At 68.2% G+C, this 14685-nt stretch carries 19 protein-coding genes; 8 read left to right on the top strand and 11 right to left on the bottom strand.

The features are described 5' to 3' along the window. From AB0N07_RS46375 to AB0N07_RS46360, 4 genes are all read left to right on the top strand, one after another. The coding region (locus tag AB0N07_RS46375) for a putative transposase (protein ID WP_365846246.1) at positions 1–934 on the top strand (934 nt) is incomplete at its 5' end. 366 nt (positions 935–1300) lie between these two features. After that, complete coding sequence (locus AB0N07_RS46370) at positions 1301–2380, top strand: alpha/beta hydrolase (protein ID WP_365846244.1); 1080 nt, start codon at positions 1301–1303, stop codon at positions 2378–2380. A 97-nt stretch (positions 2381–2477) separates the two neighbouring features. Further along, positions 2478–2909 carry a hypothetical protein gene (locus AB0N07_RS46365; protein ID WP_365846242.1) on the top strand — a complete coding sequence of 144 codons (432 nt, stop codon included), beginning with the start codon at positions 2478–2480 and terminating at the stop codon, positions 2907–2909. A 43-nt stretch (positions 2910–2952) separates the two neighbouring features. Next, complete coding sequence (locus AB0N07_RS46360; RefSeq protein ID WP_365846240.1) at positions 2953–3465, top strand: type VII secretion target; 513 nt, start codon at positions 2953–2955, stop codon at positions 3463–3465. Between the two features lie 297 nt (positions 3466–3762). Here AB0N07_RS46360 and AB0N07_RS46355 read toward each other — a convergent pair whose 3' ends face one another. Genes AB0N07_RS46355 through AB0N07_RS46345 form a run of 3 tightly spaced genes read right to left on the bottom strand, consistent with a single transcriptional unit; the run spans position 3763 to position 5408 of the window. Then, positions 3763–4026 carry a hypothetical protein gene (locus tag AB0N07_RS46355; RefSeq protein WP_365846238.1) on the bottom strand — a complete coding sequence of 88 codons (264 nt, stop codon included), beginning with the start codon at positions 4024–4026 and terminating at the stop codon, positions 3763–3765. After that, complete coding sequence (locus tag AB0N07_RS46350; RefSeq protein WP_365846236.1) at positions 4023–5141, bottom strand: hypothetical protein; 1119 nt, start codon at positions 5139–5141, stop codon at positions 4023–4025. The genes AB0N07_RS46355 and AB0N07_RS46350 overlap by 4 nt, the downstream gene beginning before the upstream one ends. Positions 5142–5159: 18 nt before the next feature. Then, a complete protein-coding gene (locus AB0N07_RS46345; protein ID WP_365846234.1) occupies positions 5160–5408 on the bottom strand; it encodes a hypothetical protein in 249 nt (82 codons plus the stop codon). A 314-nt stretch (positions 5409–5722) separates the two neighbouring features. Between AB0N07_RS46345 and AB0N07_RS46340 the strand changes: the two genes are divergently transcribed. After that, complete coding sequence (locus AB0N07_RS46340) at positions 5723–6022, top strand: hypothetical protein (protein ID WP_365846232.1); 300 nt, start codon at positions 5723–5725, stop codon at positions 6020–6022. Between the two features lie 43 nt (positions 6023–6065). On the opposite strand, the gene AB0N07_RS46335 is transcribed toward AB0N07_RS46340, so the two are convergent. Together AB0N07_RS46335 and AB0N07_RS46330 are read right to left on the bottom strand one after the other, a co-directional pair. Further along, the gene (locus tag AB0N07_RS46335) at positions 6066–6653 is read right to left on the bottom strand and encodes a hypothetical protein (protein WP_365846230.1); all 588 of its coding nucleotides are present in this window, start codon (positions 6651–6653) and stop codon (positions 6066–6068) included. A 32-nt stretch (positions 6654–6685) separates the two neighbouring features. After that, a complete protein-coding gene (locus AB0N07_RS46330; RefSeq protein ID WP_365846228.1) occupies positions 6686–7189 on the bottom strand; it encodes a hypothetical protein in 504 nt (167 codons plus the stop codon). Between the two features lie 204 nt (positions 7190–7393). Here AB0N07_RS46330 and AB0N07_RS46325 point away from each other — a divergent pair, with 204 nt between their 5' ends. From AB0N07_RS46325 to AB0N07_RS46315, 3 genes are read left to right on the top strand one after another with little or no spacing between them, the layout of a single operon-like run. Beyond that, positions 7394–7720, top strand: coding sequence for a hypothetical protein (locus tag AB0N07_RS46325; protein ID WP_365846226.1), 327 nt, complete (start codon positions 7394–7396; stop codon positions 7718–7720). 20 nt (positions 7721–7740) lie between these two features. After that, positions 7741–8910, top strand: a complete 1170-nt coding sequence (locus AB0N07_RS46320; protein ID WP_365846224.1) for a PE-PGRS family protein — start codon at positions 7741–7743, stop codon at positions 8908–8910. Positions 8911–8963: 53 nt separating this feature from the next. Beyond that, positions 8964–9353: a hypothetical protein gene (locus AB0N07_RS46315; RefSeq protein WP_365846222.1), complete on the top strand. Its 390-nt coding sequence runs from the start codon at positions 8964–8966 to the stop codon at positions 9351–9353. Positions 9354–10015: 662 nt separating this feature from the next. Here AB0N07_RS46315 and AB0N07_RS46310 read toward each other — a convergent pair. The 6 genes from AB0N07_RS46310 to AB0N07_RS46285 form a co-directional block, all read right to left on the bottom strand. Then, positions 10016–10747: a hypothetical protein gene (locus AB0N07_RS46310; protein WP_365846220.1), complete on the bottom strand. Its 732-nt coding sequence runs from the start codon at positions 10745–10747 to the stop codon at positions 10016–10018. A gap of 133 nt (positions 10748–10880) precedes the next feature. Then, positions 10881–12767, bottom strand: a complete 1887-nt coding sequence (locus AB0N07_RS46305) for an ATP-binding protein (RefSeq protein WP_365846218.1) — start codon at positions 12765–12767, stop codon at positions 10881–10883. A 40-nt stretch (positions 12768–12807) separates the two neighbouring features. After that, positions 12808–13134: a hypothetical protein gene (locus AB0N07_RS46300; RefSeq protein WP_365846216.1), complete on the bottom strand. Its 327-nt coding sequence runs from the start codon at positions 13132–13134 to the stop codon at positions 12808–12810. A gap of 203 nt (positions 13135–13337) precedes the next feature. Beyond that, positions 13338–13511, bottom strand: a complete 174-nt coding sequence (locus AB0N07_RS46295) for a hypothetical protein (RefSeq protein ID WP_365846214.1) — start codon at positions 13509–13511, stop codon at positions 13338–13340. A 107-nt stretch (positions 13512–13618) separates the two neighbouring features. Further along, on the bottom strand, positions 13619–14473 hold the full coding sequence (locus tag AB0N07_RS46290; protein WP_365846212.1) for an immunity 49 family protein: 855 nt from the start codon (positions 14471–14473) through the stop codon (positions 13619–13621). Next, positions 14451–14576, bottom strand: a complete 126-nt coding sequence (locus tag AB0N07_RS46285) for a hypothetical protein (protein ID WP_365846210.1) — start codon at positions 14574–14576, stop codon at positions 14451–14453. The genes AB0N07_RS46290 and AB0N07_RS46285 overlap by 23 nt, the downstream gene beginning before the upstream one ends. Between the last annotated feature and the right edge of the window lie 109 nt (positions 14577–14685).

Below are 14685 nucleotides of genomic sequence, written 5' to 3'. Positions count from 1 at the left end.
AGCCGAAGCCGAAGCCGAAGCCGAAGCCGAAGCCGAAGCCGAAGCCGAAGCCGAAGCCGAAGCCGAAGCCGAAGCCGAAGCCGAAGCCGAAGCCGAAGCCGGATCGGGTGAGGTGGTGTATCTGGCAGATGAGCTGGTGGAGTTCGACGGCTACGGGGTGTGCCGGCAGCTTTCCCTGTTCGAGGACGGAGTGCTGCGGCTGCAGGTGCTGACCTCCGACATGGCCGCGGACGCCGCGTCGCTGCTTGCCTGGCTGCGCTCGCGCTGGCGGATCGAGAACGCCATCAAGGACCTGGCACGCCTGCACGGCATCGACTGGCTGTGCGACTACCGCATGACCGAAACCGACGACACCACACCCATCGACAACCCCGCCCGCGCCGCTGCCCTGCAGGCCGTCCGCGACCGCGAGAAGGACCTCGCCACCGCCGAACGCCGCCTGGCCCGCCTCGTCGAATCACCCCTGCGCCCCGTCACGAAGATCAACCAGCAGATCCCCGCCGCCCGCAAGGCCGTCGAGCAGGCCACGAAGCACCTGGCCACCGCCAAGACCGAGCTCAAGCAGGTCCCGGTCAAGATCCCCGCCAACCAGCTCCGCCCCGGCCGGCAGCGGGCCCTGCCCGCGATCGGACGGCGCACCTTCCAGATGGTGCTGCGGATGCTGGCCTACAACAGCGAACTCTGGCTCGCCGACCGCCTCAACAACTACCTGCGCGACAACAACGAATACCGCACGCTGACCCGCAGCCTCTTCCAGCTCCACGGCACCCTCGACTACCAGCCGAAGAAGATCACCGTCACCCTCGACCCGCCCGGCAGCCGCCGCCTGGCACGCGCCCTGACCCTGCTGATCGACGAGATCAACCAGACCCCGCCCCACCTCCCCGGCGACTCCCGCCCGCTCACCTACCACCTCGCCACGACTCAACAGTGATCAAGAAACCGATTCCGGAGGTCTGGGTCCTGGACACCACGAAGTTCTGGATGGAGCAGGCCCAGACGGACCTGCGCAGCGCGGTGCGGCGGGCGGAGGAGGACCACTACGAGGTCGACGGCGACGGCTGGGTCAGCGACCCGACGACCGCCGGCCTGCCCCACCAGGACCCTGACACAGCAGATCATCGCCGACCGGGACGCCCTGCTCGGTCAGCACCGTGCCGCCATCGACACCGCCCTGACGGACGCGCAGAAGGCCGGCAACGACGGTGCGAAGGCTCTCGCGGATCTCAACGGCGACATCCTCACCGACCCGCTGAGCCATGACGCGGCGGCGGAGTCCGCGCAGGACGTCAAGAACGCCATGAAGGCCATCGGCGTGCAGGGCCCGCAGGTTCCCGAGAACGATCCGAAGGCCGCCGCCGAGTGGTGGAAGGCCCTCAGCCCCGAGGAGCGTCAGACCTACACCACTCTCTACCCGAAGGAGATCGGCGCGACCGACGGTCTGCCGTCGGACGTACGTGACGACGCGAATCGCACCGCCCTTGCCCAGGAGCTCAATCTGATCCAGGAGGGCAACTGGGACGAAGGGTTCCCCGGCGAGAGCGACGAGACGGTCAACCGGCGCCTGAACAACCTCGAGGTCCTCAACGACCAGCTGGACAAGGCGGACAGCGCGCCCAAGGGCAAGGAGCTGTACCTCCTCGGCTACGACTCCAAGGACGACGGACGGGCCATCATCGCCATGGGGAACCCGGACACGGCCGCGAACACCGGGATCCTCGTACCTGGCACTAACACGGACATGGAGGCCGTGCCCGGCCAGCTCTCACGCATCGACAGGCTGCAGTCGGCGGCGGAGCAGCAGTCCAAAGGCGAGAGCGTGGCGATGATCACCTGGCTCGGTTATGACGCCCCTGAAGCTTCCCTGACCGACTTCAACAGCGTCGGCGGGACCGGTCGAGCCGAGGATGCCGCTCCAGACCTGCGTCAGTTCGTGGCGGGCACGCACGCTTCCCACGACGGGTCACCGAGCCACACCACCGTCATCGGACACAGCTACGGCACTACGGTGGTCGGTGCCGCCGCGTCGGGGGCCAATGGTCTGGGGGCTGACGACGTTGTGGCGGTCGGCAGTCCGGGCATGACCGTGGACCACGCCTCCGATCTGCAGATGGATCCGGAGCACGTGTGGATCGGCACCGCAGAGGACGACAGCATCGCCAACAACACCGCTGGCTACACCCTCGGTCGTAACCCCACGATTGAAATGTTCGGTGGCAACAACATCGAGGTAGACACACATGGACACAGCGGCTACTGGGACAAGGGCAGCCAATCGCTTGCCAACCAAGGGGCGATCATCGCGGGGAAACAGCCCACAGAAGTCCCCAAGAAGGACTTCGACATGCCGCCGCAGGCTGATGCGCCCCCTGGTACGTAACGGCCCGATCCGCGCGGTACTTGCTGTTTCAGTCGCCCTGCTCCTGACCGGAGGATGCATGTCTCAAAGTGATGATCCGAATGCCCCGCTGCCTCGCATGGAAAAGGAAGCAGCGCTGAAATGGGCCAAGGACTACACTGAGTACATGGCTCGGCTCACCGACGTCGAGCTCACCCCATCGACGGCCAAGGTGCACTTCGAGGCGTGCGTCGGGGAGAACGACGAGGTGGCTGAGGACGGCCGGTACAGCCTCTTCTACTACATTTACTCTCCGGCCCCCGTGAAGGAACACACACGCGTCGCGCGGACGCTCCGTCGGGAGCTTTCCCAGCAGGGGTATGAGGTCACCTCGTACCGGGAGTTCAAGAGCGCCTATGCATCGATGGTCTTCAGGGCTCGCAATAAGAAGAACTCCTACATGGTCACGGCAGATACCGTCGGTTCCGGCAAGACGGAGCCGCAGGAGCTCTCCTTCGCCGTACGCACCCCCTGCATGCTCCCGCCCGGCACCAAGCAGCAGCAGTTCTGAACACCTGAGAAGAACCGACCTGAGAAGAACGGAGGAACCGGACGTGTCCCAGCGCACCGACGTCGACCCAACCGAACTCCGCGCCTCCGCCGGGGCGTGCGACGGCATAGCCCGAACCATGAAGGGCCCCGCCGGCAAGGCGGTCAGGGAGGCTGGCACCGCGGCGACTTCGCTCACCGGCTGGTCGATGGGACCCGCCCTGGCGGAGATCGCCAACAGCTGGAAGCCCGCCCTCGAGGGACTGCACGCCCGTATCCAGGCCGGCGGCGACAACCTCAGGTCGTCCGCAGACGGCCATGAATGGAACGACGAGCGGGTCTCCCAGGACTTCGAGAAGACCGGCACGGACACCTCGACTCAGGCCACCCCCGGGGAGATGCCCGCGGTGCTGCGCCCGAGCGGGAGCCATCCCGTCGGACACCCGGACTTCGACCCGGGCAGCCGGTCGCCCGGCAGCGCGGCACCGGACCCGCGCACTTCCTACGGCACGAACATGCCGACGTACGACGAGACCATCAGCACCCGCCCCACGCCAGGCACGAACGACTTCGACTGAGTCACTACCACTGCCTGACTGTCATGGGCCCGCGCGGCGCACCCACCCGGCTGAGCCGATCACCGATTCCGCAGGAAGGATCCCGTTTGCGTTCCCGGCTGAGGCGTTCCCAGGGCAGGAAGGTGATGCTGTGGCTGTTGCTGTCGGCCTGCGCTGCCTTTGTGCTCTACGCGGCCTGTGGGCTCGTCCAATCCATCGACGATCTCGATGACTCCCCGGACGGCGACTGGCTGTGCTCAGGCCACGCGATGACATGCGAGCCGTGACCGGTCAGAGAGGCCGGTCAGAGAGGTCCGCTCAAGGCCCGCACGTACCCGACTGACTCGCACACTGCCAGCCCGAGAATCCGTCCTCAGGGTGGTGGACGGCATGGTCGAACTCGATGAAGTCCCGAACCACGATGAAGGTCAGCACGACGGCCACAACCCCCACCAGCACCAGCCCGATCCGCAGCACAGACCTCATCGCCCGGCGGCGGCCGGGATCCGGCTCGGGCGCCCGGTCCCGGAGATCGTCCCGGCCCCGGCGATTGCCGCTATTGGGTGCATGCTGCCCGGTCATGCGCAGGACGTCATCTCGTCGGAGGTGCCGTACACGTTGAAGTCCTGTGCCAGACCCACAGTGTTGAGATGGGCGATGTCGGCCTGTTCCATCTCCTGCCCGCCCCCGCCGACGTCGGAACGGTGCTCGCTGGGGATGCCCCAGTCGTAGCGCTTCTGGACCTCGACGCGGTACGTGACCTCCCCGTTGTGGACGTAACCGGTGACGCGGTACTGGAAGTGGTTCAGCGCGTAGTACCAGTCCGAACTGCTGTGTCCGTCCTTGGGGTTGGGGGCGGTGCTCTGCCATTCGGTGGTGAAGGGGCCGTCCGGGCGGCCGTGCACATCCGTCCGCAAAGTCTTGTCGACGTCCTTCTGGAAGGCCGGGACCTGGTCCATCAGGGTTTGCGGGTCTACCTCGACGTCCGTGCCGCTGGCGTCCAGGTAGTGCTGGATCAGGCCGGCGGCGTTGGGGTAGTCGTAGTAGGGGCTGGCGAAGGCCGCGCCGACGTTGTTGAGCTTGTTGCGGATCTCGTGGTCCCGGGGGTCCGGTTCCGCGATGTTGAACTTCCGGTTCTCGCTCTCGAAGTTGTGGATCGTGCCGAAGGCGATTCTCAGTCGCCGGGCCAGCCACTCGTCGTCCTCGGTCGCGTCGTTGAGGACCTTCGTGATCCGCTTCTGGAGGTCGTCGGCTATGTGCTGGTGCTCTTCGTAGTTCTTGTGCACGTCCGGGTCGTCGGGGTCGTCGACGACGCACATCTCGATCTGGCCGTCGGCGCTGATCGTCATGCCGTGCTCCAGCGCCTGCCGCTGGATGTCCTGGGCCTTGAGCTGGTGCTCCCGCAAGCCCTTGGCCCCGCTGGTGCCCTTGGCGCCGTCGGCCTCCGTGTCGACGTAGTCGCGCAGCGCCCTGACTTCCTTGTCCAGGGCGTCGATGTCCGTCTGGATGAGGTCGCAGTACGCCTGTGCCCGCTCCCCCGCCTTGCCCTGCCAATGGTCCTGGTGGAGCTTCTTGACCACGCCGTCGTGGAATTCGGTACGGGCGTCCTTGATCTTGCGGTGGATCGCGTTCCAGCTGTCGCCGAACGTCTCCAGCGCGTTCACGTCGAGCTCCATGAGCTGGTGGAAGGTGACCACGATGCTGCTTCCTCCGGCTCAGCGGAACGGGTTCGGGGCGTGCGGATCGGCGAACTGTGAGGCGGTCGCGACCTCGTTGCGGTCGTACGCGTCCGCGCTGTCGCGGAAGTTCTGCGCCGCCGTGTCCAGACGGCCCGTGATGAGGGTGAGCAGGAGCTCCCAGCGGCTCTGCATGTCGTCGATGCTGTCGACGAACGACCAGCCGTGCGCCCCCTTCGCCAGGTCGCGGAAGGCGTCTTCGGCCGGCCCGCCGTTCTTGCGGAGCAACTCGGAGGTGGTGTCGCAGTCGTTGGCTCTGCCGCGGAGGAACGACGAGCTGACGCCGACATCCGGGTCGCCGCCCCAAACCGGCTGCGCGGACGACGGAGGGGTGGGTGGAGGGCCCGGCGAGGGCGACGGCTCGGGTTGAGCGGCAGTGGTCGTAACTGGTGCAGCGGTGGTGGCTGGTGCCGAAACCTGGGCATACGCCAGCCTTGGATCGACTGCTTGGCTCATCGCCGTCTCCTTCGGAACCGGTCGCCCGGCTCTCACCCCGTACAGAAGGAACGTTCCTGGTCAGCGTAGATCAACCGTTACTTGATGTGCCACCGCCAACTCCCTCACCTCGCCCAGGCCGAACCGAAGCAGCTCGCGCACGGTACATCGCGGGCAGCCGGCAACAGGCGGTCGTCGAGCGGGTCGACGCGGACCAGGCCCAGTTCCTCGAGGACGACAGCTCCCGGATCATCGACAGCTGGGCCACCGCACGCGGCGAAGGCATCGACTCCAAGAAGGTGAACGCCCAGCAGCAGAAGACAGCGAACGATGCCGACTCCAGCTCCGTGGAGGCCGAGAAGGCCCTGCGATGCACCCGCCTCGGAGTGCGGGTAGGCGGGTGGTGACGGCCCGGCGCCTCTCGTCTCCGCGGACGCGCCAGGCCCTCCGTCACGTGAAGAACACCACCAGCAGACTGACCACGAGGCCGAGTACGCCCACCGCGACCGTCACCAGGGCCGTGCGGAACAGCCGCCGGCTCTCCCCCTGTCCGTAGGGGAAGCCGGTGATGGCGCTGAAGAGGCCGACGGCCAGGGCGATCAGGGCGCCGAACCACCATGCGCAGCCGACGGCGATGGCGTGCGCCCAGCCCTGGTCCTGCATGTAGGAGACGTCGCTGATCCTGCGGGCCTCAATGACGTGGCCGCGCTGGTACAGGGCGTCGCTGCGGAGCTCGGCGTTGAGGTCCTTGACGGTGCCGTCGTCGGAGGTGAAGGTGCCGTAGCACCACCGGGTCCTGGTCTTCTTCCGTGAACTCGAACTGCTCGACGAGCTGCGGTACTTGTACTCGACGGTGCAGGTCTGGACGGTGAGCTTGCCGGGTGTGGACCTGGCGTAGGTGTAGGGGCCCAGGTAGGCGCCGAGAGCCAGGAGGACGAGTCCCACGAGGAGCAGTCCTGCGCCGATGAGGCGGCCACGGCTCGCCCGGTCTCCCGCCGCGGCGGCGTTCGGCGCGGCGTTCCCTTGTACTTGTGTCATTGGGGGTTCCTCAGGGGGGATACGGGCGGCTGTTACAGGGCGAGTGCGCAGACAAGTGCCGCCAGGGCGCCCAGGCCGAATACGCCACCCAGGACAGGGCCGGTGACCTTTGTCGCCGGCAGGCGCTGCCAGGAGTCCGAGAGGGCTGGGCCGTTGCGGGCGCCGAATCCGGTGAGGAGGCAGAAGATGCCGAAAGCCATCAGAGAGAGGCAGAACGCGAGAATCGCGGCGTCTTTTCCTGGCGCCCGGTCCTCGGGCAGTTCGAAGGTGTCGTCCGCTTGTACGACAGGGATTTTCGCGCCGCTCTCGAAACGCGATGTCGTGTTCACCACGACGTCTTGGTAACTGGCGTTGCCGTTCTGTGCGGTCCAGTTGCCGGTGCAGCTGAACTCGAGCTGTGTCGTACGCCTGTGCGTGCCGTAGTGGGTCCTCGTGTGTGTCTCACATGAAGAAACAGTGAGGGTTCCCTTGGTGCCCTTGCCTGCAAGTTCGCTGCGCAGTTCCGGAATGGTCACCGCGGTGACGGTCGCGGCCACGAGGAGCAGCCCCAGACCGACGAGTCTGCCCACCCAAAGGCTGCCTGTACTGCCGTAACGCGACTGTGTTGTCACCACTGTTGGTTGTCCCCCTGGGAAACTTGACGATCTTGACCGACGGTTTGCCGGGTCGTGCGCGAGGAGTCTAAGGTATCCGCCTGTCGTCCTATATGAACTGCGCCAAGTGAAGCTCGGGGGAGAGTAATGGCGTTCGACGCCTTTGATGTGGACACTGCCGTACTCCGCAGGCAGGGAGTGAACTTCGCCGAACTTGGCGGCGATTTCACCAAGGCATCCAAGCGGCTCCAGGACGCCCTTGAGGGGCTGGGTGAACCGTGGGCGGACGCGGATTTCGGGGAGATTTTCGGGCAGGTCTACACGCCGGTTCGTGACGGAATCTTCACATCGATGGACAGCCTGGGGAAGCGGCTGGAGAAGATCGGGCACAACCTGCAGGACATGGCGCATAACTACGACGAATCGGAATCGTCGAACTATGTTCTGATGGACGGGATTTCGGGCCAACTCTAATTAAATTCGGGGATATTGGCATGTCGCTCACACTGCCCAGCGAGCTTGTCTGGGTGCTCGATCTCCTCGGCTACAGCTGGCCCGAGGCCGACGAACAAGCACTGCACGACGTCGCCGAGGCCTGGCGGGCTTTCGGCAGGGATCTCGAAACGATCCAGACGGAGGGCGAAGGATTCGCCCGCACCGTCGTCGCGAGCAACGCCGGTACGGCCGTCGACGAATTCACCAAGGGCTGGGGCGCCTACACCGGCTCGAACGGCCAGGACAGGTACATCCCGGACGCGAAGACCGCGTGCGAAGTGATCGCCCTCGCCTTCGACGCAGCCGCGATCGCGGTCCTCACGGCGAAGCTGGCCGTGATCGCGCAACTCATCGCCCTGGCCGTGGAGATCATCGCGGCGCAGGCGTCCGCCCCCTTCACCTTCGGACTGTCCGAGGTCGGCGCGCTGGGTGCGACCCAGGCCGCGCGGGTGATCGTCCGGGAGCTGCTCAACAAGCTCAAGACGGAGGTCATGCAGGCGATCACCAAGGCCATGGAGCACGCCACCATGGACGCCCTCAAGAAGATCGCCAAGGAGCAGCTCGAGAAGATCACCAAGGAGAAGGTCAAGCAGTTCGCCAAGGACAAGATCAAGGAAGAGGCGAAGCAGTTCGTCCAGGAGAAGGTGGTGGACGCGGCCAAGGAGAAGACCAAGGAAGCCGCCGTCGGAATGGCGCAGAACGTCGCCCAGCAGAGCATCGAGGCCCACTTCGACGAGCGGTCCGGCATCGACCTCGGAGAGACGGCGGGCGTTGCCGAGAAGGCGGGCGGCGAGTACCTGGACGGCCTCAAGAACGAGGTCAAGGGCGGCGAAGGGTCGACCCTGGCGGGCTACACGGACGTGCAGGGCCACGTGGACAACGCCGTCGACCAGGCGACGGAGAAGGTCACCGGGGCGGTCGGCGATCGCGTACAGCACGGCGTCGACACGCTCTCCGGACACGGTGGCAACACCGGGGAGTCGTCCGACGGGGCTGCGGACAGCTCCTCCGAGGCGAGCTCGGGGTCAGGCTCCGAGGCGGGCTCGGGCTCCTCCCGCACCGCGCAGGCGTCCTCCAACAGGATCCCGGCATCCCACTCGACGGCGCGCTCCGGCTCTGCGCACGCCTCCGGGGGCGCGCAGGATTGGGCCCGGAGCGAGTTCGGGTGACGTCCCTCACCGGTGGCACACGACAGGACACGACAGGAAGGACGGCCGTACCCATGACCGCGGACCGGGAGATCCAGGACGAGGAACTCATGGGGATCGCCCAGGACCCCGAGCAGGCCCTGCGGCTGCGCCGCTCCCTGCGCACCATCGCCGGCGCGACCTCGCTCGATCCGGCCTTGCGTGCGATGGCGAGTGAGGTGTTGAGCGGCGGCGTCGACGTCAAGGACGCCTTCCAGGACCCGCGTTACACCGAGGCCGTCTACCAGCGGCTCCACGAGATGCGCCGGGCGGCCGAGGACCAGACGTACGCCGAACGCCAGCAGTCCAAGGGCCGGTTCGCGGACTGGGACGCCCGGCAGCAGGCCGAACTCGACCGCGAACGTGCCGAGCGGGACGCCCCCGTGCACGGTTCGGTCGACGGCAAGCGGTCGGCTCAGCGCTGAGGCGCGGCCGCCAGGTCACACGTCAGCGTCAGCCCCGAGGCAGGCCTGCCCACCGGAGGAGGCCGGTTCGTACACCCAGTACAGGGTGGCGAGTTGTACCGGCCGTCCTACGGGGATGAGGCAGCCCACTGCCATGGCGGTGCGCCCCTGCCACACGGGTCCTGGCCGCTGCCCGCCTCGATGTGCCGCGCGGCGCGGGCCCGGTTGGAGCAGCGGGGCGGCCGGCGAGCAGACCGGCGCGGGCACCAGCAGGAACCAGCGACGCCAGAAGGGGGGCGTCGGCGGTGGTGGCCGACGTGGCACGGGTGCGGGTGCTCATTGCCCTTCGGCCTCCTCCGAGTCCCAACCACCGGCACCCGCAGAGCCCTTGGTCATCAAGCGGAGCGGCTCTTCAGCGTGAGGATCCGCGTGTGCGCTCCCGGTGCCCCTTGCAGTCCGGAGCACCCATGTGCCCGCCTCATGCCCGGTCTCGCCGAGCCGCAACTGCGGGACCTGCTGCTGGATCGCGGCGACCGGCGGCACCGGGAACTCGCGGGGACGGGGAGGCGGTAACGCAGCCGGGGAGGGTGGGGTGCAGCGGTTCCTCGTCCCGTTCCAGGGGCCGGGGATGACGTGCCGCGCCTTGCCGTTGCTCGAGGCACGGGGGCGCGGCGGCGGATACGTCATACCGGACGGCGCTTGTTGCCGATGAGGTAGGCGACGCCCCAGGCGGCGACTGCGGCGAGTACGAGGCCGAGCGGGGAGAACCAGTCGACTCCGCCGGTGGCGTCGTTGTGCCACCATGCCTTGGCCGGGAGGAACGGGTTGTATTCCAGCATGTCCCTGATCGCCATGAGGGACTGTTCCTTGGCGATGATGAGGGGGAGGGCGTTGGCGTCGCCGAAGAAGGCGCCGAGTGCGGCGATGACGGCTCCGCCGATCCGGGCGCCGTTGCTGCCACGCCCCACCTTACCGACCAGTGCGCCGACAATCGCTCCATTGAGGAGTGCATGGCCCAGGTAGAGGGTGTTGGCCACAGTGCTGGACGTTATGTCCTTGTACGTGGCCAGGATGAGGCCGCTGTAGAGCAGCGACACGATGAAGGAGACCAAGAGGCCCAGGAACACCGCACCGACGGCATTACCGCCTGCGTCCGGTCGCTGTCCGAAGGGCGGCGCCTGGAACGGCGGTGTCGGCTGCATCGGGTACATCGGCTGCATCGGCGGCTGCCCCTGCGGGACGGGCTGCGCTCCGGAGTACATCGGGGGCTGCCCAGGGGGAGACGGCGGCCCGAACCCCGGCTGCTGCTGCTGCGGCGGCGGCGGTGCCGGCTGGCTGTACGGGTTCGGGTAGTTCTGCGGTGACTGCGGAGGCTGCGGAGGCTGCGGCGGCGGTTGGAACGGCGGCTGGCTCATGATTCCCCGTGAAGGCAATGGACTCAACTGGCAGAAGCAGCAAGTTATCAGTGAGATCAGGAGGGGGACGGTGGAGCCGGAGCGGGCTGGGTGAAGGGTGTTGTCCGTTCGGGGCCCAGTCGGTAGGGGGGTGTCAGACGGACCGGGCCCGGCCGAGAGGTTGTCCGGGGATGCGGAGGGCCTTCGCCCCGCGCTCGGTTGCGACGACGAGGATGCCGTCCGGGGAGAGGTCGGCGGCGGCGACGGGTGTGTCGGAGACAAGTGCGGCCACGACGTCCTCCGTCGCCCGGTCCCAGACGCGCACGTAGTCCGCGCCGCGGCTCAGCCCCAGCGGAGCGGCGGCCCGCTCCTCCTCGGAGAGGCGCAGGACCTGTCCGGGGTCGACGTCGCCCAGGTCGTCCGGCCCTGCGAGGGCGTGGACGAGCGTGCCCGCCGGGACGCCGAGCACGGCGACAGGAACGGCCGGTCCTTCCGGACGGGGCAGGCTGCCGACGGCCACCGCGCTGATGCCGGGCACGGACACGCTCCACAGGGTGCGCCAGGGCAGGTCGAGGCCGAGCCGGCCGTGGATGGCGTCGGCGTACTCGGGGAGGCCGTCCTCCACGAACGCGGTCTCCAGCAGGGCGGCGCGCAGTGTCGCGGGGGCCTGGGTGCGGGTCAGCAAAGGGGCCGTGCGCAGGTATGTACGGGCCGCTGCGCCGAGTTCTTCTTCCGGTACGGCCTCGACGGCGGCCCGCAGCGGAACGGGGTCGGCGTGCACGAACAACCCAGGATCCGTCAGGAGTTGGGGCAGCAGGCCCGCTTCCAGGGTGTGGCCCGCGACGTGGTCGCGTACGTACGCATCGGCCTTGCTCCAGTCCTGGCCCGGCACGGCCTCCAGCAGCGTCATCGCGATCTGGGTCTGGGCGGCGCGTACGTTCGGCAGCCCGGCACGGATCTCGTCGCCGATGGCCGGGTGCAGCAGCCGTAGCAGCGTACGCGCGCTGCCGTCCCCGTCCCGCCGGAGTGACTCGACGAACGGGCCGGCCAGTTCGCCGCTGTTCGCGAGGGCGCCGCTCATGTCCTTGCCGGCAAGGGCGTTGACGAGCCGTGTCCAGAGGTCGACGGGCAGACCGTCGCCCTCCGCGAGGGCCAGCGGCGCCAGGAGGTGACGCAGGGTCCGCGGATCCGCTCCGAGGCGGCGGGCGTGCAGGTCGAGTGCCTGGCCGAGGGACGAGGGCAGAAGGGTCTCGTCGTGCGGGGCGGCGGCCCCCGGACTCGTCAGGATGCTCTGTACGGCGAGCTGCACGGTGAGCGGGCTGGTGCCGGCCCGGCGTCCGATCGCCTCGGCGAGGGCGCGCCGCGTCGACGGATCCGCGGTGAGGGGCAGCTCCGGTGCGCCGGACTCCGGGCTGAGCAGCGCGTCGGCCTGCAGCACCAGCCCGTGCGGGTCGGCCCACTGCGGCTCGTCGAGGTCGATGACCTGCGCCGTGCCGGGCGGGAGCGCGCCGGCGAGTTCGGCGGCGAGGTCGCGGGGCAGGTCCGTGAGCAGCCGGATGTTGGCGGTGGCGGCGAGCGGCTTGAGCACTTCCCGTACGACGCGGGCCGGCTCGCCTGCCGCACGCACCTGCCCCGCCCGGTCGACGTCGGGCACCACGACGGTCTCGGTCCGGCCGAGGGCGCCCAGGGCGGCGTACACCTCGTCGACGCGGGTGGCGTCCAGGCCGTAGTGGCCCGCGATGAGCCCGCCGAGCTGCGCCGCGGTCAGGCCCGCCGCGCTCGGCACCGCGGGGGCGGGCAGTTCGGGCGGTACGGTCGACGGGTCGAGGTCCGCCAGCGGCAGCCGTCCGCGGAACTCCGGATCGCACAGCATCAGGAAGCCGGTGAGCAGGTGTGAACGCCCGCTGCCCGCACTGCCGGTGAGGACGGTGACGCGGGGCGAACCGGGCCGCTCCATCCGCCAGGCGGCCAGTGCGCGCAGCACGACTGTGCGGCCGCCGGTGTAGGGATGGGGTGCGTAGCCGGTGGTCGTGGCCGTCATCTGTGCGGGTCCTCGCGTGTGCCGGAGTGGTGGATGGAGGTCAGGCGTTGCGTTCGAGGTTCTTGCGGTAGAGCGCGATCGCCTGTTCGGTCGGGAAGTTCGGGACGGTCACGGTCTCGCCGGTCTCCTTCGACACCACGATCTTGGCTCCGCCGGGCGGCGCGGGCCGGGGCGGTCCGGCACTCTCGGCGGGGGGCGGGAAGACCGCGTACACCAGGTAGCCGATGTCGAACTCGTGGACGTGCAGCTCGGCCGGGGTGCCGTCGGGGAGCTTGGGCTGGGCGTAGCGGCTGAGGACGATCTGGACGGCCTGGTCCGGGGTGGTGGGCGGACCCTGAGGTGCGGGGGCGGGCGTGTCGGGAGCCATGGGCTTCCTCTCTGGTGCTGTTCGGTCGGAGGGGTCGGTCACATGGGGAACTTGTCGGCCCAGCCGCCGTCGAGGAGGACTTCGGGGACATACTCGGATTCCACGGTGATGGTGAATCCGGCCTGGACGGCGACTCAGGAGAGACCCAGCGGGCCCAGAGCCAGGAGGCCTCGGGTGTCGAGTGCGCGGTCCTCGTCGCGGGTTCAGTAGTCCTTGTGCCACTCCAGGGCCCTGGCCAGCCCGGTGTTGAACCTCGCCTCGTCCCCGCGGGCCGGCTGGGTCAGGAGGTTCATCGGGGGAGGAGCCGATCTGTATGGCGGCTCGTCCCGCAGATCTTCGACGTCGTCCCAGAAGCCCTTGGTACGGGATTCGAGCATCCTCGGGACATCGCGCGTAGGGGACTCATGCCGCGGAACGAGCCTTGGCGCAGAGGCAGGGACGGCCGGGGCCACGGAGGACTCCTTGTCGGGGGTCGGAGCTGGGGTCAGGTCGCGAACTCGCCGTACCAGCCGCCGTCGAGGAGGTATCTGGGCAGGTACTCGGACTCGACCTCGATGGTGAACCCCGAGTCCCGGGCCAGGCAGGCGACGGCCAGGGGGCCCAGGGCGATGAGACCGTCGGAGTCGCGCGCCAGTTCCTCGTCGCGAGTCCAGTACTCCTTGTGCCATTCGACGGCCTTGGCCAGTTCGGTGTTGAACCTGTCCTGGTCGCCGCGGACCAGCTGGGTGAGGAGGTCCATGGGCGGATACATGAGACGCAGTACGGCGCTTCGCGTCGCGGGCCGGAGCACGTCGGGGTCGGTTCCGTCCACGGCGGCGACCAGCTTGTCGCCGAGACTCGGCTGTTTGAGCCAGTACGCCTGCAGGGCTTCGACCCACGCGTAGATGTACTCGTCGAAGTCGGCCCCGGATGCGCGCAGCAGGGAGACGGGGACCTGGCACAGGTCGTTGGTGCGCTGCCGTTCGCGGCATACGCAGGCCAGCCAGAACGCCGTGAGCCAGTTGCCCGCGTGGGCCCAGGGGCCGGCACCGGAGCGCAGGACGTGCTGCTTGTGGCCGATCCGGCACTCGACGGTCGGTGTCGTCGCCCGGGCCGCGGTGAAGAGAGCGGAGCCGACCTGCATCGCGGTGACACAGGCTTCCCAGGTCTCCAGCTTGTCGGCCGTGGGGTCCCCGGAGCAGCGCCTGTTGAGGACGGTGGTCGCGGAGCGCAGGGCCGTGGTGAACCACTCGGGGCTCTCCGCGAGGTCCTCGAGCTCCTCCTCCAGCCCTGTCTGCAGCTCTCCCAGCACCTGCGGCAGGGCGCCGGTGGGAAATTCATGGCGTGGAATCTTGATCATTTCCGTCCTTCTCGGGAGGCCTGATGTCGTACTCCTTCATCAGGTATCCCTCATGCGTTTTCCTGGCCTCGTCGGAGTTGCCCTTCACCAGCATGTACCTCACGCGTCCCTCCTTGAGGCAAGGCCGGGAAGTTAAGGATCTTCTGGTCGGTGTCGAGCGTGTCGGGTCAGCAGGCGAGGGCGTAGGTGGCGGGGCCGGTCTTGTGGATCAG

This window comes from Streptomyces sp. NPDC051172 (assembly GCF_040682555.1).
In the GTDB taxonomy this organism is placed as follows: Bacteria; Actinomycetota; Actinomycetes; order Streptomycetales; family Streptomycetaceae; genus Streptomyces.
The sequence above is the reverse complement of the archived record's forward strand: the minus strand, read 5'-3'. Positions and strand labels throughout refer to the sequence as shown.